This is a genomic window from Bradyrhizobium australafricanum (assembly GCF_020329495.1).
In the GTDB taxonomy this organism is placed as follows: Bacteria; Pseudomonadota; Alphaproteobacteria; order Rhizobiales; family Xanthobacteraceae; genus Bradyrhizobium; species Bradyrhizobium australafricanum.
Window position 1 is genome coordinate 1 of the sequence record NZ_JAGKJL010000103.1, and the last position, 18,334, is coordinate 18,334.

The following is an 18,334-nucleotide window of genomic DNA, read 5'->3' on the forward strand; positions in this document are numbered from 1 at the left end:
AAGCGCTCATTCAGGATGTTCCAGTCGATCAGCGCTGCCAACCGCACCAGCGGATGACCCATGTCGATGATCTGATCAAGCGCCGGAAGCAACAGGTCTTTCTGGCGATCATCCCGCGGCTTGCTCATCGCATTCCCCAATGTCGACGACGCCGTCAGGGAATCACGAATCACCCAAAAGCAAAACCTAAAACGCAAGAAAGCGAGGTCCAATACCCCGCTTTCCTGCGAAATCGAATACTACATCAAGACCAATTCTGCTTATTTCTCAGGTCAATCCGCATTCTTCACGGACGACTTTGTAACATCCCAGCTTCGAGAGGGCAGCTGAGCATTACGGCCTTCGCGCCGCTCTCTTTCAAGGCTAGCTTCACAGCTTTCTTAGGGTCTGCCACTGCGACCGCGTAAGTTAGTGCCTATGCTCTTCGTCGTCGCCGTCTTCCTTGATAGCGACCGTCACTAGCCAACCCCCCATCTTGCTGCGCCTCGCAAGAGCCGGTGCCATCGTGTGGCGTCGTCTCGTGCCGGTGATCGTGCAATTTCTGAGCCAAAGGTCTAATAAAGAAGGCCGCGCTTAGTCGGAGCCCTTTCGTTAGCTGATAGTGTGGCTATAGCCTGTGGTTTGACGGTTCGGTCGTACGGGATGCTTAGGCCATGAAAGCTCGTGCGCTTGTCGCTTGGAATGTGCGGAGGCTCCGCTTCGATCGAGGCATCTCGCAAGGAAATTGGCTCGCCTCGCCGGGATCGACAGCTCGTACATGGGCAGCCTTGAGCGGCAATCGGAGAGCCCGACAATTGATCTTCTAGGTCGATTGCTGAAGCGCTCGGCATTCATCTGTCCGAGTTGTTTGTTCTGCCGGCCGAAGATGCGAAGTCTCCCGAGACCCTCTCTAGAAATCGGAAGCTGGCGCGCGGATGAGACCGCGAGCGAAAGGTCGGACCGGCGGCCACTCCGTAGCACGCCGGGAGCCTCTTCCCTTCGCGCCGTACGTTAGGCTATCCGCAAATGCCGCGAGGCGTTCCTCCGGGCTGCGGATATCGCGCAACGACGCGACCAGGTCGAGAGCGGCATAGATTTCTTGGAGATGGGCGCGAACCCGTCGGGCGTGCGGGCGTGCGGCGTCGGCGGCCAATGCGAGAACTTGGGGAAAACGACCCAACTCGGCATAGTTCGGTGGGTGGCTTAAACCGCCAAGCTCAATGACATCGATCTCAGGCTTGGCTGGCCGACGTGCGGATCTGAGCGGGGGGCGCTGGAAAACCGGCGTCCCTACCGCGCCCATAAAAACCTTCAATTTGTCCGAAAAGTCTCGGCAACTACTGGACAGAACATTGCAAAGCCGCCGCCCGACGCGTCGGGAGTCCGCCGCCAAGATCGTTCTGGTCGTCTTTCAGCTAGTCGTCTCGATCCGGTGATTGGGTCCAATTGCGGCCAGGGTGTCCCATCAGCTTCGATTGGATTCGAGCTAGCGCGTCACTGAGCCTCGCCGCTTCATTGAAGCGTGTCTCCGGGTATGGCGGGCGCCCGGACGCATCGTGCACGAGGGCTTCCGCTGCATTCGAGAGCCGGCGGAGGGGGGTCCTCAGCCACTGCGCCGCACATAAGAGCAGTGCCAGTGTGGCAATGACGCAAGCACCGAAACTACTCCAGAATGATCGGATCAAATTGCGGGTGGACGCAAGCGCCTCGTCGGCACTCTGCCGAACCAGAAGAGACCAGCCGAAGCTTGGAAGGTTCGCGAAGCCGACCGTCGGAACGATCACCGTGAAGTAGTCTCTGCCGTCAGGCCAACGTTCGCGTAGAGACGCAGTCGTGACGCGGCTAGCCGCAAGCGCAGAGCCGATGTTAAGCGGCTTGTTGATGAGATCCGGCGGACCAAACAGGACGGTTCGATCACTCGAAAGCAGCAGCACGTCAACGCCGGGTACCTGTAGCGAGTCCATGCCTTCTGCGACCCATTTCCAGTCAAGGTGAGCGCCGATGACTCCCGCAACGGAGCCGGCGTGGTGCAATGGCGCAGCCAGGTCGATAAACCGATAGGGCTCACGAGCTGCAGGCAACTGGGTGGCCAGCAGTTGAGCGGCATGTACATCGATAGCCGTCGGCGAAACAAGGCCCCGCCTAAACCAAGGTCGCTGTGCAACGCTTGCTCCTTCGAGCATGCCGTCTTTAGCCACAAGAATGTTCCCTTCGAGATCCGCCACGCCGAGCCAAGTGTAGCGCCCATCAAGGCGGCTCAAGAAGTCTATGTGTTCTCGCGCATTCTTAAGATCTGTTAGGTCAATGAGCTGAGCGGACCGAGCTACATCCATCCAGACCCCATAGAGCCGGCGGGCCAACAGTGCGGAGCTTAATTCACCGCGAATCCTTAACGCGTCGAATTGCAGCTGCTCTCCCCGTTGCTGTAGCAAAGCCGTGTAGATCGTTGCGGTCACCATCGCAGGGACCAATATGAGCAAGGCGCCTCCACCGAACACCAAGAAAAGTAGGCTAGGCCTTTTCGGCATCTCGCGCTCCTCAACTCGTTAGAGCTCGCGCCAACTCACGGATCATTTGCAAGATGTTCCCTCGATCGGTTCCTGGCATGGCAGATTTGGTGTGAAGCTTCTTGATAAGCTTCACCCTTTGCTCGGGAGTTGGAGAGAACTTAAGTCGATAGCCATCACGCGTTGTCGCGGCAACATGCGCGTCTACTCCGCTAATCCCGGGCAGGTCGAGCTTCCCTGCTGCTCCAGTCGACAGTCCGGATGGACCACTGATTCGCGCGCCCCCTCGGCCCAAATTGAGAAGCCATCCGCGGTGCTTTTCACCTTGGATCACCAGCGTGATTGGTTCTGGGATCTGGCGCTGAGGTCGATCGTATCGCGGTCGTTCGATGCACACCACGACTGCCACGAGCAACACTAGAATGTTGTAAACCGTCCAGAACATCACGATAGCCGTGCCGTCGCCGGCTGTCGCGGACGTATTGAAGACGAAATCGGAGTTCAGCGGCACGATCAGGCCGCCGATCGTCAGTCCGAGCAGGAGTAAGAATGGTCGCATCAACGTCCATTGAACTACGACTTTGGTGCGGTCGCCGCCTTTGGCCGTCACCGAGAATTTATGCGATCCTCCGGTCAGCAACCCGAGAGCAGCTGCCTGGCTGATGGGCCAGGCCGCAATCAGCTGAGCCGTATCGTTGAGAAGCGGGACAAACAAGCCTTTTGAAAGCCAGTTCAGGGACACCAGAACCATCAGGTAATACGGTACGTAATATTTTATAATGTCTACCAACGACGCGTTCACGATGGTTATGCCAAACCACCAGTACAAGAGTGGCAGAATCAGGCTGGCAAGCCGGAAAGGAAAGGTACTAAGCCAGTAGAGCAATGAATCAATGATGCCGATTCGATGCATCAGACCAAGGCTGCGCATGCCAAAGGGGCTGTAGGAGTTGCGGACGATCTGCATCAGGCCAAGGCACCACCGTCCACGCTGAGTGATATATTCTTTCAGTCCTTCGGGAGCCAGGCCTTCAGTCAAGGGCTCGTTAAGGTACACCGTTTGCCAGCCGTTTTCCGCGAGCTTAAGCGTGAGCAGGAAGTCCTCGGTTACGCTTTGTGTCGGAATCCAGCCAATCTGCTCGACGGCCTGGACCCGCATTACAGATGAGGTTCCGCAGCAGATGGCAATGCCCCAAGCGTCCCGCGCCGGCTCAACGTTGTCAAAGAAATGACGTTGCTCATCCGGATATGCGGTGCTTATTCCGAGGTTATGTTGGATTGGGTCAGGATTGAAGAAGTGCTGCGGGGTTTGCACGAGCGCGACGGTTGGCTCGTGAAACAACGCTAGCGACCGCTCGATGAAGTCCGCATGAGGAACGAAGTCGGCGTCAAGTACAGCAACAAAGGCCGGGGGGGCGGGATCTCGAGCGCGCGCGCGAATTGCATGATTGATGTTCCCCGCTTTAGCATGCTCCTTGTCCGAGCGCGCGAGGTATCCGATTTCGTGCAGCTCGCAAAGTTGCCGCACCCACTCCCTGGCGCCGTCGTCGAGAATAAAAATCCTAAGCCGTGGATAGCGGATTTCCGTCGCGCCAACGATCGTGCGCTCGAGTACTTCCGACGGCTCGTTGTAAGTCGTGATGAAAACATCCACGCGCGGCGCTTCTCCAGGCAGCCACCATTCGGAGTACTGGTCTGCTTCGGACGTCCGCTCTTTCACCCGTGACAGTATAAAAAACGCGATGGTAGAGGACAGCACTGTTAGAGCTTCGAGCATGGCGAATCCCCAACTGAACAGCGCGTCCGCAGTCCAGTCGAGCGGCGCCAACGTTTCGTTAAACCGCCAAGCCATATAACGCCAAGACAGTAAGGCGGCCATGCCGAGGAGGAGAGCGCGCCAATACCACTTCATCGGATTGAGCAAGGGAAAGACGGTAAGACGGAGCCCTATTATGAAAGCAGCGCCTGCGAAGGCAGCAGCGATTGGTGACAGCAGAAGCATTAGAGTCCGTACCGCGTGATAAATCGACGGAATTGAGCGATTGGGCCGCCCGTGAAGATGACGCGTCCAGTACGCCCAATCGCGCAGCCGAGATCTGGCTCTGTTGCAAGGTCCGAAACAGTCACGGTGACATCAAAGCGCTGGAGATGTTGTGCACTCGGGCCCACCGCAAGATTGGTGTAGAGTGAGGCCGCACCGGATCCGCCAAGGCGGGTTATGGTTCCATTGAAAATACGATCATCCCCGAACAACCGAAATTGGGCGGCCGTTCCAACCGAAAGGCTATCGTATAGAGATTCGCTGACGCCCGCGGTGACGATCAGCGTACTGCAGTCGACGATCTTGACGAGATCCTGACCGCGCCGCGCATATTGGCCATCGTCTATTAATATGTCCCAGACTAGACCAACGACGCTGGTATTAAGCGTAGCGAAGCTCAAACTATTGACACGAAGACGCTCGGCATCGATTTGCCCGTCGAGTTGGACAATACGCGCCTTCACCTGCTCCTTGTCGACATTCAACTCGGCCAGCCGCTGCTGGAGCTCTCGGATACGTTGAGCCGAGGAGGGAGCGTCGTTATAGGACTCCCCGATGAAGATTCCGTCTCGAGCGGACGTGAGTTCCGTCTCTAGGTAATTCACTCGCTGCTGCGCACTCTCCAGTTCTTGCTGCGCGACGTCGTAGGTAGCGCGAGCGCGATCCAGATTCGCCGCCGTCTGTACACCTCGCGTGCTTAGTTCGTTTGCCCGCTTGAATTCTGCGTCCGCTTGACGAAGGCGCGCGGCCGCAGCGTCTTGAGCTGCTTTCGTTTCGGCAATTCGGGCCTCGATCTGCCGAACCCTGCCACGCTGGTAATCAGTTGATTGAGCATCGAAGCGAGACCTGGATGCCGAAAGGGCCTCTCGGTGGCCAAGGAGGCGGTTGAGCTCGATTTGCTGGTTTGCACGATCGCGATCGAGCTCGAGAAGCCTCGCGGTATCGAAGCGTTGGTCGTTGATTTCTGCTATGAGCTCGCCGGGGCTAATGCGCGCGCCGATGCTCTTTACAGCAAGCATTACCTTTCCTTCGATTGGGGCGCGAACGATGTAGAGTCGAGCATTGAGCGTCGCATCCGCCGATGTTCCAGCGAAGTGTTCACCGATAACAACGTACAATCCCACTGCCAACAGGGCCGAGCCGACGATTGCACGTACGAACCTCATAAAGACAATCCAACTACATCTATGATGGGAAGGTCGCGCAGCAGTCGTGCCAATCCGGGGCAAACATAGACCGAGCAGCCTGAGGTCGAAGGGTTTTCCCTAAGCGACCCTTCACCCCCGCTCTGGATTGCCAAGCCCGGTGCTGCTCGGATAAGAGTGTTAGCGGCTCAGGCGTCATTGATCAGACTAACAGGCTGGTAAAGAATAGTTTCGTGATCTCAGTGGCAGGGGGATCCTTCTCGTCAGAAGTGGCAACGGTGAGGAATTCGTTCTGCAGTTCCAGCAGCGCCATAGATCTTGGACCTTCCGCGCACCGATGCGCTCATGCCGCTCAAGGTGGATCAATGCGGAGCCACATTGAGGGCAGGTTTTGTGACGTGCTATTGAGACTGACTCCATGTGGCAGCTCGTATCGTTGCGAAAAAGGGTCATAGCCGAAGAAGCAGTATTGTAACGCTCGGTTCCCGAGCGGCTGCGGTGGATGGCCCCTTCTCTTCAAACCTTGTGCCAGGTGCGAGAGCTTGATCAGTAAAGGAAATTTTCCAAGGAAGCGGACCAGACCGACAGCATGTCAGAAATCGGACAGTCTACGTCATGTCCTCACGCGAGACCGCAAAGTGAGACTAGGTTTTGTGTTGGGAGCCTTGGGTGGTTCGTTTGGTGTTGAGTGATGCGGCCTCGGGGGCGTCGCTGATGATAGAGGGCCTCGTCAGAAGAGCTTCAGTACAACCGGATGCTCGTGGCAGTGTGCTTTGGATCGCGCGTATGGGCGCGTTCGGTGACGGATCCTCGAGACGATGCCCGGACTCCGGAGATATCTGACCGCCGCTGCTTCCAACCATGCCCATCTGCACACCGTCGGGGCGAAGAGAGTTGGTCGAAGATCAGGCTTGGCCGCTCGCGCGGCCTGAAGAAGTGGGGCGGTTCTCGGAGCCCCGGCGCGTTCACGTTCGAGCTGTTCAAAAAGGTGAAACACGACAGGCCCCCGCCAGTGAACGGGCCGATGTGATTTCTTAAAGCGGCCGCCTGTCCAAGTGAATGCGCCTACCCTGAGCAACAATGCAATTGCCGATTCTGTATTCAATGCAGCGTCGCAAATCTAGAGCCCGTTTTCTGATTGAGCGCTTCCCAAGCATGCTCGAGGTTTCCTTGGAGGGGTGCCATGACTTGCTCGGAAAACCGTCTTGTGGCGGAAGCTCCTCAAGAACTCAGCGCGTCGACTCCCGCATGTAGACTTCTTGCTCCATCATCAGTAATCGCTCGGCGGCCAGCTTCGCGATTAAGGAGCGCGGGAATGCGGGCGGCTGGAACGGCACCACTGAATAGGTAGCCTTGTCCTTCTGTACAACCATTGGCCGCCAGATAGATCAGCTGGCTTTCGTCTTCGATCCCCTCGGCCGTGGTCGTCAAACCGAATCCTTTAGCAAGGCCAAGTATAGCACGAACGATCACCCGGCTGTCGGTACTGTCGTCGAGATGCGACACAAAGCTGCGGTCGATCTTGATCTTGTCAAGGCGAAACGAAAGCAGCTGGCTGAGCGTAGCATAACCTGTTCCGAAATCATCGAGCGCGATGCGGACGCCGGCTTGACGAAGTTCGTCGATCACGGCCTTCGCAACGCCGGTTTTCTCCACGAACGCGCTCTCGGTAATTTCAATCTCCAGGCGGCGTGGACTGAAGCCGGTTTGCGCAAGGGCCGATAGAATGCGCTCTCCGAGCGCGGAATCACGCAATTGAACAGGCGAAATGTTGAAGGCAAGCGAAAACGTCTCCGGCCACGCATTGGCATCAAGACAGGCGCGGCGAAGAAGCTGATCTCCAAGTGCCTTGATGAGCCCCGTTTCTTCTGCAATCGGAATAAACACGTCGGGCGGGATATTCCCCAATGTCCTGTTTTCCCAACGCGCCAAGGCCTCGAACCCGATAATGCGATTACTTTCGAGTGAAACCAGCGGCTGATAGTGCGGCTCGATAATATCCGCCGCGACAGCGCTGCGAAGCTCACGTTCGATTTGAACGCGCCGCTCGACATGCACGTCCATGTCTGGTTCGAAAAAGCGAACACGCGACCTGCCGTCGCCTTGCGCGCGATAAAGCGCGCGTTCAGCGCGCCTGACCAATTCGTGGGGATTGACGCCGTCAAGCGGAGCGATGGCGATGCCAATTCCAACACCAAGCTCGGCTGCGCCAGTCTCAGTCGCGAAAGTGTCGGCGGCGGATGCCACAATGCGGCGCGCCAGATTGGCAGGATCTTCAAGGGAGCTAATGTTTGGCAAAACGATCCCGAATTCGTCGCCTCCGATCCTCGCTAGGACGCCGTCCTTGCGCAAGATGTCGGTAAGCCTTTTGGCAAATTCGCCGAGTGCCTTATCCTCCGCTGCGTGGCCGTGCGTGTCCTTGATTCGCTTGAAGCCGTCGAGGCCAAGCATCAGAATAGCGACTTGATGCGTGTCAGTGGCGAGGCCAAGGCACAGATCAAGCTCTTCATCAAACAGACGGCGGTTCGGCAGGCCGGTCAATGGATCGTGTCGCCCTAAATCGCAGACGTCTCCTTCTGCAATGGTTCGGGCTTCAGTTTCGCGCGCGAGTTCTCGATAGCGCCGGACACTGAAGATTGTTAGCGAAACGCAGAGTAAGAACGCAACGAATATGGTGAATACGACGTCGTCGAGTGCCGAATCTAAGCTCCGCCCCAGCCGAATCAAGCGAGAGCCAAGCTCACAGAGATGCGCTAAGGCTGAAGCGAGAACGAGGCTGCCGAAGAGAGCAATGAAGTCCCTCGTGGCAGAACTACGCCAATCGAAGTGCAATAGGCGCGATCGTGGAGTCGAAAATCTCATCTCAGTCAAACCCAATGCAGATTGGTCTTGAGGTTCTCGCCGGCAGCATGAATCTTGACTGGACCAGACGTTGTGCGCCGATGAACTTCAGTAACGGCTTCGCAAGCTGTGATGCGCGATAGGGGCGCGAAAGTGGCTCCCGGCAAAGTTGTGTTCAAGGGAACAGGAAGTGGCACGTCGTTAACGCGGCCGTAGCAACAAGTTACGTTCTCAATATGCTGCTTCAAGACTTTGAACACCTAGAGCGCGAACGTAAGGGCGAACGCCAGTTTACGATGCGATAGCGATCAGTGCAACTAGGTTCCTGCTAGGAGTGCCCTCTGAGCCGGATTTTCTGCCAATTGCCTGGCGAGCGGATCGGCGACCGCGGCACGCGGCCGGAGCCGCTGGCCTCGCGGGGTGAGGCGACCGGCAGCTGAGCGCTGGAGCGACGGCTGTCGAGCGCCGTAGCAAGCAACGACATGGCAACTCCCGGCGGCTAGTGGCCGCAGCCTGTTGCGGTGCGAACTCACCTGCAAACATTGCAATTGATGAACCATGACCGAATAGTTGTTCGTAGGATTGTGGCTCTGACTCGGAGAATGACAGCGAGAACCGGCGTCGGGCCAAGGCGGACCTGAGGCTAAGTGCACAATCAACGATAACCTAAGCGACAACCACACGGTTGCGACCTTCAAATTTTGCGCGATAGAGTCGCTGATCGGCGACGTTCAAGAACTGGTCGAGCGTGTCTCCATCGCGCCCGAACTCCGACACTCCAGCACTGATGGTGACGCCAACCGACGGTTCGGCTCCGACTTCGAATGCAGTGCGTTCGATCGCGGACCGAAGGCGTTCGGCTACCGCGCTAGCCGCGTCGAGTGTCGCCCCCGGAAGCAATACCATGAATTCTTCACCACCCACGCGCGCGACAGAATCGTAAGGCCGGATCGCCTCCAAACACTTTCGTACGAATACGCGCAGGACTTCATCGCCGACGCTGTGGCCGCGTGAGTCATTGATATCCTTGAAATGGTCGAGATCTAGCGATAGCAGAGACAATGGAGCACCGGTCCGCTTGGCCCGCGCGATCTCGGCGCCGATATGCTCGATGAAGTGGCGCCGATTCCCGGCACCAGTCAGTGGATCGGTGGCGGCAAGCCGCTCCAACCTTTGATTGCTCATCTGCACTTGCTGGAGCGCCTTTTGAGTGTCGGCCATCGATTGGGCCAGGCGGGCCGTCATTTCTTCCTGGCTATAGATAGTCGCGAACGATTGCGTTGTTCGGAAAGCCTGGACAACTCCGTAGCTGAGTAAGAAGAACCCGCCAGCAAAGATCGCGTGGGCCAGCCACCACATATGATTCCATGGCGCCGCCAGAATGAATGCGAGCGACGATAGCGCAAACCACGCGACCGAAACGCCGAAAACAAGCATGAGCGGCGAGTGAATCCGTCGCATGAGCATGACCAAGACGTTCAACATACTGAATAGCAATGCGCCGCCCTCCATGGACAAGCGGACCGCCGGGTGCCCTGCATATGAAGAATAGGCGAGCAGTGCGACGGCGATGTCCACCGTTAGGAATAGGCCAATCCACATCAGCCATGCGCGTGCGCCCGAACGCTTATCGAACTCGTCTGAGGGCTGATTGTAGCTGAGCAGCCCGACGAAGAGCAAAATCGACATCGCTAGACGCGAAGCCGGCCCATAGAGCAGAAACAGCCAAATATTGCGGTGTGCCATCCCGGTGAAGGCACCGTGCAGCGAATAGATCAGCGCGAACGCCAGAAAACCAAGTGTCAACCAGCGCAACAAAGGCTCGCCTGAAGACCGGTAGCAACGCCAAGTCACATATGTGACGAACAGCCCCTCGAGGGTGGCGACGGCGATGGCGAACTCGTGGAAGAGGTGATCCTCAAACTTCAGCGCGGGATCTTGCTGGAAGTGAAGATAAGCGATGAACTGAGTGGGCAGCAGGGCGAGGCCGATGATGAGAAGGCTCGTATAGGCCTCTGTGACCAGCCGCAACGTGTTGGGCGGCTCGTGCACCGTAAGATTGGTACTCATATGCTATACCGTCGTTCCAAGATGCTCCTACGCGGTCCTTTCATGAACCGTTGGGTCTTTCTTCAGAGACCTTGGAGTCCTGCTGTACAAGGAATCATGATTTGTCTTCCGCCGAAGGCCATCTAACAGCCCGGCACTGACGATCACCGCTGACGGGCGCGCAGGTAATGCGCTTCATCCTTTCGGTCCATCTGCTGCACCTACTTGAGCAGAGCGGCGACGCCGCCAGCATCATCTTGTCATCCACGAGCGGCCAAGTTCTGTCGCCACGGAATCGCCGGCGCCGTGACGGGTTATGTGTTCGATCCCACCACGTTCAGTCCACCCGCTCCGTTAAAGGTAAGGGTGTCGTGCGTGTTCAGTACGGTATCCCAGCTGCTGCCCCGAGTTGTCACGATCTGCGACCCATTCGAAAACGCGCCATCGGAAGATGAGGAAATCACAAGCCCGTTGAGGAAAGGATTCTGCGCATTACCGTACTCAATCGTTTGCTTCCCCCCCACCGGTAGCGCCGCTGCGACGATTGGTCCGGACTGGTTCGGCTCTGAGCCGACGCGCGTGATGAGTAACACCGTAAGTGTCAGCCCACTTTGATTGACGAGTTTCTTGTACGCCATTTGTGGCCTCCGTTATCTGCCAGGGTTGTCCCCGCGCCGAAATGCGGGACAGAGGTTCCGCTATATACAGAAGCGGGTTGAGCTAAGCCCCTGCCAAATCTTGTAGGCGGCTAATATTCGGCCTGCCAGATAGTTTTCAGTACCTAGAAAATGCGGTGCCGCTTCGGTGTAAGCGCGCCCGATGGCGCGATCTTGCAGGAATAGGCAACAACCCCGCTTAGTTGGCACTGGCCAAACTGCTCGCCCTGGAACGTTAGCATAGTAGTCGGCATAGGCATCACCGGCAGTATATGAACTTCCGTTTTGCCGCTCCTGTCTGGTTGATGACGGCAAAGTCAGAAACCCGCCACGACTACTCTTCCATTCCGTATTCAAGCAAGGCCTCCAATCGGTGTTTTGCGTGCTGCGAAATTCTGCTGGCATGCCTTTGATTGGGTCTCGGAAACGCGGCGCAGTTGCTGCTTAAGATCTTTGCAGTGATGGATTCCGGAGCTGTAATTTCACGACATTCTTTGCAGGGGCCGTATCGGCCCGCCGATTGCACTGACTGAAGTCCAACCGCTAATATGCCGGAGAACCTTATGTGCTCTGCTTCTCCCGTTTCCCCCCTAGGATCACCTAAGCAGGCGGCTGGCAAAGCCTATTTGATCGGAACAGGCATTGCCGCCTTGGCCGCAGCGGCCTACCTCCTCAAGGAGGGCGGGCTTTCGGGCCCAAATATCGTCCTTTTCGAACAAATGGAGCAGTTCGGCGGAAGCCTCGACGCGCATGGCGATCCGAAGGATGGATATGTCATGCGTGGCGGGCGCATGTTCGAGGAGAAGTTCAACTGCACCTACGACTTGTTGTCCTTCATTCCTTCGATTGCCGACCCGACGAAGTCGGCCAAGGACGAACTGATGGAGTTTCATCAGGATTTCTTCTGGAACGATAAGGCCCGCCTGGTTTCGGGCGGCCAGATCGTCGACGTCTCAGATCTGGGTTTCAGCGAGAGGGATCGGCTCGACCTGATCGCTCTTTGCGCGACGCCAGAATCTGTGCTCGGCGTCAGGACGATCCAAGATTGGTTCAAACCCGGGTTTTTCCGCAGCAACTTCTGGCTTATCTGGTCCACGACCTTTGCTTTTGCGCCTTGGCATAGTGTGGTCGAGTTCAAGCGCTACTGTTTACGCTTCCTGCATCTGTTCTCGACGATCGATACGATGGCGGGAATCTACCGCACGCAGTTCAACCAGTTCGATGCGGTAGTCCGCCCAATTGTCGCATGGTTGAAGGCACGGGGCGTGCGGCTCGAGATGAGAGCGGAAGTGACCGATATTGATGTGGTGGTCGAGGGCGGCCAGAAGACCGCGACCCGTTTGCACTATCGGAAGGGCGGCGAGGATCGCGCCATCGAGCTGTCCGAACGGGACGTTGTGTTCGTCACCAATGGGTCAATGACATCCGACACCAGCTACGGTTCTATGGACACGGTTCCGGTGCCGAATACGCGGCGAGCCGGAGGCTCCTGGCAACTTTGGGAGCGCCTGGCCGCCAAAAGCCCAGACTTCGGTCGCCCCGCTGCTTTCGTCTCCAACATCGATCAGTCCAAATTTGAATCATTTACGGTCACTGCAGACGACTCGAGCTTCTTCGACCGGCTTGAAGTCCTCTCCGGCAGTCGAGCCGGCAAGGGCGGGTTGATAACGATCAAAGACTCCAATTGGCTCCTGACCGTCGTCCTTAATCATCAACCGCACTATTACGAACAGCCGAAGAATGTCTGGGTCTGGTGGGGATACGGACTTTTCCCGGACAAGCGAGGTCAATTTGTGCATAAACCTATGGCGGAGTGCACGGGGCGTGAAATCCTCACCGAGTTGCTCTCGCACCTGCGATTCACAGAGAGCATTGCGCACACTCTCGACACTTCGCGCGTCATGACGTCGCTGATGCCTTACGTTACGGCCCAGTTCATGCCGCGCGCGAGGTCCGACCGACCGGAGGTCATTCCGAACGGATCGCGCAATCTCGCCTTCATCGGCCAATTCTGCGAGATCCCCGACGACGTAGTCTTTACCGTCGAATATTCCGTGCGCGCGGCGCAGATCGCTGTTTTCGGCCTACTCGGCGTCCAGCGTCCGGTCTCACCCTTTTACAAAGGCCAGCATGATCCCAGCGTCCTCTTTGATGCCTGGAAGACGCTGCACCGCCACTGATCAACCGCAGGAAGCAGGATTCTGTCATGGGACGTGTGAACAACAAAGTAATTCTCGTGACGGGCGCAGCTCGCGGGATAGGCGCGGCTCACGCGCGCCTATTGGTTGCGGAGGGGGCCAAGGTGGTCATCACTGATATTCTGCATATAGAGGGGGAAGCTCTTGCCGCTCAACTTGGCGAATCCGCCATCTATGTCCGTCAGGACGTTACCCAGTCGGGGGAGTGGACCGAGGTGATCGCAAGCGCAGAACGGCGGTTCGGCGCCCTGCACGGGCTGGTCAACAACGCGGGGATCGCCAACGTGGCCCCCCTCGAGGAGTTCCCGCTGGACCAATGGCACAAGACAATCGCCGTCAATTTGACCGGTGTATTCCTCGGAATGCAGGCGGCCTTGCCGGCCATCAGGCGCGCCGGCGGAGGTTCGATTGTCAACGTCTCGTCGGTTGAGGGGCTGCGAGGCAGTGCCGGCCTCCATGCCTACGTCGCTTCCAAGTTCGGCGTACGGGGCATAACCAAATCCGCTGCGCTGGAGGTCGCGGCCTCGGGGGTCCGCGTCAACTCGATCCATCCCGGCCTGATCGCCACCCCGATGACCGCGAGCTTCGAGTCCTCTCTTTTCCCCGTTCCGCTCGGCCGGCCAGCCGAGCCCCAGGAAGTCTCGCAGGCAGTCTTGTTCCTACTCAGCGATGAGTCCAGCTACCTCACTGGTTCCGAGATCGTCATCGATGGCGGCCTGACGATCGGCGTCCCGCGCAAATGCCCGGCACCCGAGAACATCTTCTGATGCTCAACGGATCGTCAATCTCACCCGGACGGAGTAGTCCATGAATCATGGTAGCGGAAATTACGAAGCATTTGCCCGTGCCCGCAAACCTGAAGGTGTGGACAATAAGACGGCGTGGTTCGTCGGTGCAGGCCTGGCAGCGCTTTCCGGCGCAGCCTTCCTGATCCGCGATGGCCATATGCGCGGCGATCGGATTACCATCTTGGAACGGCTGAAAATACCCGGTGGGGCGCTCGACGGCGGCCAAGACCTGGAAAGGGGCTTCGTGATCCGGGGCGGCCGCGAAATGGAGGATCATTTTGAATGTCTATGGGATTTATTCCGATCGATCCCTTCGCTCGAAATAGAAGGTGCCAGCGTCCTCGACGAATTCTACTGGTTGAACAAGGATGATCCGAACTACTCGTTGCAGCGGGCGACTGTGGACCAGGGACAGGATGCGTGCACAGGGGGCCTTTTCAGGCTGAGCGAACGGGCGCTCAATGAATTGATAGCAGTCTTTCTTGCCTCCCGCGACGAGATGGAAAACAAGCGCATCGACGAAGTGTTCGGAAGTGATTTCCTGAACAGCAATTTCTGGCTTTATTGGCGAACGATGTTCGCTTTTCAGGAATGGCATTCTGCTCTCGAGATGAAACTTTACCTGCACCGATTTGTTCACCATCTTGGCGGCTTGCCGGATTTCAGCGCGCTGAAGTTTACCAGGTACAATCAGTATGAATCCCTGGTTCTACCGCTGTGCAAATGGCTTTTGGAGCAGGGCGTTAGCTTCCGCTACGGCGTAGAAGTCACCAATGTCGATTTCGACATCAAGTCTGGATGCAAGCAGGCAACGGCCATTCACTGGCTGGAGGATGGCGTCGCGGGCGGCATCGGCCTTGGCGCCGACGATCTTGTATTTCTGACGATCGGCTCGCTCACTGAAAACTCGGACAAGGGAGACCATCACACGCCCTCTAGGCTCGACCAAGGCCCGGCGCCTGCTTGGGATCTGTGGCGACGTATTGCTGTGAAGGACACAGCTTTCGGCCGCCCAGACGTCTTTGCCGGCGATATCCCTGCAACCAAATGGGAGTCGGCGACCATTACGACTCTAGATTCGCGTATCCCCACCTATATCCGCAAGATCGCTAAACGTGACCCGTTTAGCGGCAAGGTCGTCACGGGGGGGATAGTCACGGCGAAGGATTCGAGCTGGCTGCTCAGTTGGACCGTAAACCGGCAGCCGCATTTCAAGCACCAGCCGAGCAATCAGATCGTCGTCTGGCTCTATTCGCTTTTCGTTGATAGGCCCGGCGATTACGTGAACAAGCCAATGCAACATTGCACGGGCGAGGAAATCACGCAGGAATGGCTTTATCATATCGGCGTGCCGGCCGAGGACATAGCGGGACTCGCCGTAACGGCCGCAAAGACAGTGCCGGTCATGATGCCTTACGTCACTTCTCTCTTCATGCCGCGACAGGCGGGTGATCGTCCGAATGTTGTGCCGAACGGCGCCGTCAACTTTGCCTTCATCGGCCAGTTCGCTGAGGCGACGGAGCGCGATTGCGTCTTCACGACGGAATACTCCGTTCGCACGGCGATGGAGGCCGCATACACGCTCCTCAACGTCGAACGTTGTGTGCCGGAAGTGTTCAATTCGACCTATGATATCCGCAAGCTGCTCGCAGGAGTCCGCAGGCTGCGCGATGGCAAGGAAGTCCAAATCCCGGAACCGGCGTTCTTGCGCGAGCTGATGCTGAAGAATGTCGGCGCGATAGAGTCCGACAAAACTACTATGAATATCATCTGATTGCCGGGCAATCATCGTGCGGTACCCGTCGCCCCTCACTGATGTCGCCCAAACGCTCCTTACCCCTGCCGCACTTGCCACACGCAAGGCATGGCTTCGACGATGCATTCGACCGGCAGGTTATCCGGTAGGGCGCATCGCGGGGGCTGTGGATTTTGCGTACGCTTCTGTTGGGCGACTTCTGGCGCGGCGAACTCGGCTTTTGTTTCCTGCTTCGCCTGAGTCTCTTCAGGATCCTCGATGGCGAGTTCGAACTGCTCGACCAGCAGCTGTTCTCGCCGTGCCTTGGCCAGCATCAGGTTCAGCCGCTCGATTTCCAGCCGGCCGACCGTCGCTTCGCTCTTCGCCAGCTGTTCGCGCGGCGCAATGATCATCGCATGCGCAGCGGCAAGGTCGGCGGGCAGCGGATCTGTGGGCATCGTCCCGAGGACGAATCAACCATGTTCGCCGCAAAAAATCCCGCCGGATTGCGGCGGTGAGTCAAAGAGCCACAGCTTAACCGGAAGCCTGTGGACGCCAGGTTGCCTGCGGCATCCGCCAGTCAATTCCAGACAGGAGTGCCGTAAGCCCAGCACCACCGGTCGACGGAGTGACATGGCGTGACTACGCGAGAAGGACTCGACGAGCGAATCGAAGTGCTTTGGGACGCGGTCCAGTCAGGCCGCTATCGGGCACTCCCGTTTCGCCGAGTGTACATCCCCAAGATAAATGGCAAACTGAGACCGCTCGGAATCGCGGTGTTGGAAGATAAGATCGTCCAGCACGCGGTGACGACGGTCTTGAATGCGATTTACGAGGTGGACTTTCTCGGCTTTTCCTATGGATTGCTGGAGGGGCGGAACGATACGATCGATCACGAGTGGCTGACGCAGTTCCTCGAGCACAGGGACGCAGACCCACCGCCGGCTCTACTGATACGCATGGTTAACCGCTGGCGTTGTCGAAGGTGGATTGAAGTCCGTAGCGCGAGTAGGTACTCCGCAAGGAGCAGTGATCTCACCGTAAGCGGCAAAGAGACCTTTCAATTACCCACATTTGACGTCGGATTTGAGCGAGGCGCCGCGGGCGAAATCTTGAATCGGTAGAATCTGTTGTGATTCCTTGCTGAGCGCCTGATTCGGAAGCGCGGGGTGCTCGATGGACTTGGTGAAGGAATGCGCGGGGGCGCGTGCTCAGCGATTGACGACTGGTATCGAGACGTGGGTTGATGGGGAAGTTGCGGGATGCGAGTTTAAGGATGAGCGGCTTGGCCGCCGGTTCTGCAAATTGCTCGCACAAATCGGGAGCGACATGGGTCAAAGCATCCCGCTGGTTTGTCAGGATTGGGCCAACACGAAGGCCGCCTATCGCTTCCTCTCCAACGAACGGGTCAACGAGGCGGATATTCTTTGCGGTCATTTCGAGGCGACGCGCGGGCGCGTAGCGGCGACGGAGGGACCGATTCTCGTCCTCCATGACACGACGGAGTTCAGCTTCAAGCGCGAGAAGCCGGATCTGATCGGCTTTACGGGCAAGACGGCGGGACGCACACAGTGCGGCATCCTGATGCATTCGAGTCTGGCCGTGACGACCGAGGGGCTTCCGCTCGGACTGTCGGCAATCAAGTTCTGGACCCGCAAGAAGTTCAAGGGGACGACGGCGCTGAAGCGAAAGATCAATCCGACACGAGTGCCGATCGAGCAGAAGGAGAGCATCCGCTGGCTCGAGAATTTACGGCAATCGACCGACCTTCTCGCTTCCTCCGAACGATGTGTTCATATTGGTGATCGCGAGAGCGACATCTATGAGCTGTTTTGTCTGACCGAGGAGGTTGGAACGCATTTTTTGGTGCGAACCTGTGTTGATCGGCTTGCCGGGGATGGCAATCATACAATTGCCGACGAAATGGACGAGGTTACGATCAAGGGTCTGCATCGGATCAAGGTCAAGGACGACAAAGGCGATCCCGACGACGCCGTTCTTGAGATCAGGTACCGCAACATACGCGTCCTGCCGCCGATCGGCAAACAGACGAAATATCCCGCACTCGCTCTGACCGTGATCCATGCTCAAGAGCGAGGAAGGCCGAAGCGGCGAAAGAAAATCGAGTGGAAGCTCCTCACCGATCTCCCGGTCCGATCGCGCAAGGACGCCATAGAGAAGATCGAATGGTACGCGTTGAGGTGGAAGATCGAGGTCTTCCATAAAATCCTCAAATCGGGCTGCAAAGCAGAGGACTCAAAATTGCGAACTGCTGAGCGTCTGGTCAATCTGGTCGCGGTCTTCTGCATTGTGAGTTGGCGCGTCTTCTGGATGACGATGCTCAATCGCTCCTCGCCGAATGCCGTACCGCAAACGGCGCTGACGGATCCCGAAA

General features: G+C 57.4%; 13 protein-coding genes and 1 pseudogene. 5 read left to right on the forward strand and 9 right to left on the reverse strand.

The window, feature by feature from the left end; genetic code table 11:
• Positions 1-212, reverse strand: a 212-nt coding sequence (locus tag J6525_RS43415) for a hypothetical protein (protein WP_225644121.1), incomplete at its 3' end; no start/stop codon positions are given.
• 441 nt (positions 213-653) lie between these two features.
• Here J6525_RS43415 and J6525_RS43420 point away from each other — a divergent pair.
• A pseudogene (locus J6525_RS43420) lies at positions 654-918 on the forward strand (helix-turn-helix domain-containing protein).
• A 476-nt stretch (positions 919-1,394) separates the two neighbouring features.
• Here J6525_RS43420 and J6525_RS43425 read toward each other — a convergent pair.
• The 7 genes from J6525_RS43425 to J6525_RS43455 form a co-directional block, all read right to left on the reverse strand.
• Positions 1,395-2,459 carry a cache domain-containing protein gene (locus J6525_RS43425; protein ID WP_225649238.1) on the reverse strand — a complete coding sequence of 355 codons (1,065 nt, stop codon included), beginning with the start codon at positions 2,457-2,459 and terminating at the stop codon, positions 1,395-1,397.
• Between the two features lie 58 nt (positions 2,460-2,517).
• Complete coding sequence (locus J6525_RS43430) at positions 2,518-4,488, reverse strand: glycosyltransferase family 2 protein (protein WP_225649239.1); 1,971 nt, start codon at positions 4,486-4,488, stop codon at positions 2,518-2,520.
• Positions 4,488-5,693, reverse strand: coding sequence for an HlyD family secretion protein (locus J6525_RS43435; RefSeq protein WP_225649240.1), 1,206 nt, complete (start codon positions 5,691-5,693; stop codon positions 4,488-4,490). The genes J6525_RS43430 and J6525_RS43435 overlap by 1 nt, the downstream gene beginning before the upstream one ends.
• A gap of 1,200 nt (positions 5,694-6,893) precedes the next feature.
• Complete coding sequence (locus J6525_RS43440) at positions 6,894-8,213, reverse strand: putative bifunctional diguanylate cyclase/phosphodiesterase (protein ID WP_249796364.1); 1,320 nt, start codon at positions 8,211-8,213, stop codon at positions 6,894-6,896.
• Positions 8,214-8,841: 628 nt separating this feature from the next.
• Positions 8,842-8,997 carry a hypothetical protein gene (locus J6525_RS43445; RefSeq protein WP_225649242.1) on the reverse strand — a complete coding sequence of 52 codons (156 nt, stop codon included), beginning with the start codon at positions 8,995-8,997 and terminating at the stop codon, positions 8,842-8,844.
• Between the two features lie 182 nt (positions 8,998-9,179).
• Positions 9,180-10,583 carry a sensor domain-containing diguanylate cyclase gene (locus tag J6525_RS47160; RefSeq protein ID WP_141342950.1) on the reverse strand — a complete coding sequence of 468 codons (1,404 nt, stop codon included), beginning with the start codon at positions 10,581-10,583 and terminating at the stop codon, positions 9,180-9,182.
• Positions 10,584-10,876: 293 nt separating this feature from the next.
• Positions 10,877-11,200 (reverse strand): hypothetical protein, encoded by a 324-nt coding sequence (locus tag J6525_RS43455; RefSeq protein ID WP_225649243.1) that lies wholly within the window; start codon positions 11,198-11,200, stop codon positions 10,877-10,879.
• A 581-nt stretch (positions 11,201-11,781) separates the two neighbouring features.
• Between J6525_RS43455 and J6525_RS43460 the strand changes: the two genes are divergently transcribed.
• Genes J6525_RS43460 through J6525_RS43470 form a run of 3 tightly spaced genes read left to right on the forward strand, consistent with a single transcriptional unit; the run spans position 11,782 to position 15,978 of the window.
• The gene (locus J6525_RS43460) at positions 11,782-13,398 is read left to right on the forward strand and encodes an oleate hydratase (protein WP_225649244.1); all 1,617 of its coding nucleotides are present in this window, start codon (positions 11,782-11,784) and stop codon (positions 13,396-13,398) included.
• A 26-nt stretch (positions 13,399-13,424) separates the two neighbouring features.
• Positions 13,425-14,183, forward strand: a complete 759-nt coding sequence (locus J6525_RS43465; protein ID WP_225649245.1) for a glucose 1-dehydrogenase — start codon at positions 13,425-13,427, stop codon at positions 14,181-14,183.
• Positions 14,184-14,223: 40 nt separating this feature from the next.
• Complete coding sequence (locus tag J6525_RS43470) at positions 14,224-15,978, forward strand: oleate hydratase (protein ID WP_225649246.1); 1,755 nt, start codon at positions 14,224-14,226, stop codon at positions 15,976-15,978.
• Positions 15,979-16,037: 59 nt separating this feature from the next.
• On the opposite strand, the gene J6525_RS43475 is transcribed toward J6525_RS43470, so the two are convergent.
• The gene (locus J6525_RS43475; protein WP_225649247.1) at positions 16,038-16,397 is read right to left on the reverse strand and encodes a hypothetical protein; all 360 of its coding nucleotides are present in this window, start codon (positions 16,395-16,397) and stop codon (positions 16,038-16,040) included.
• A gap of 718 nt (positions 16,398-17,115) precedes the next feature.
• On the opposite strand from J6525_RS43475, the gene J6525_RS43485 reads away from it, so the two are divergent.
• On the forward strand, positions 17,116-18,334 hold a 1,219-nt coding region (locus J6525_RS43485; RefSeq protein ID WP_225649248.1), incomplete at its 3' end, for an IS4 family transposase.

Bases quoted from the DNA above. Each gene is read 5' to 3' on its own strand.
- J6525_RS43430 (WP_225649239.1), bottom strand. From the start codon at position 4,488: ATGCTTCTGCTGTCACCAATCGCTGCTGCCTTCGCAGGCGCTGCTTTC.
- J6525_RS43435 (WP_225649240.1), bottom strand. From the start codon at position 5,693: ATGAGGTTCGTACGTGCAATCGTCGGCTCGGCCCTGTTGGCAGTGGGA.
- J6525_RS43445 (WP_225649242.1), bottom strand. From the start codon at position 8,997: ATGTCGTTGCTTGCTACGGCGCTCGACAGCCGTCGCTCCAGCGCTCAG.
- J6525_RS47160 (WP_141342950.1), bottom strand. From the start codon at position 10,583: ATGAGTACCAATCTTACGGTGCACGAGCCGCCCAACACGTTGCGGCTG.
- J6525_RS43455 (WP_225649243.1), bottom strand. From the start codon at position 11,200: ATGGCGTACAAGAAACTCGTCAATCAAAGTGGGCTGACACTTACGGTG.
- J6525_RS43460 (WP_225649244.1), top strand. From the start codon at position 11,782: ATGTGCTCTGCTTCTCCCGTTTCCCCCCTAGGATCACCTAAGCAGGCG.
- J6525_RS43465 (WP_225649245.1), top strand. From the start codon at position 13,425: ATGGGACGTGTGAACAACAAAGTAATTCTCGTGACGGGCGCAGCTCGC.
- J6525_RS43470 (WP_225649246.1), top strand. From the start codon at position 14,224: ATGAATCATGGTAGCGGAAATTACGAAGCATTTGCCCGTGCCCGCAAA.
- J6525_RS43475 (WP_225649247.1), bottom strand. From the start codon at position 16,397: ATGCCCACAGATCCGCTGCCCGCCGACCTTGCCGCTGCGCATGCGATG.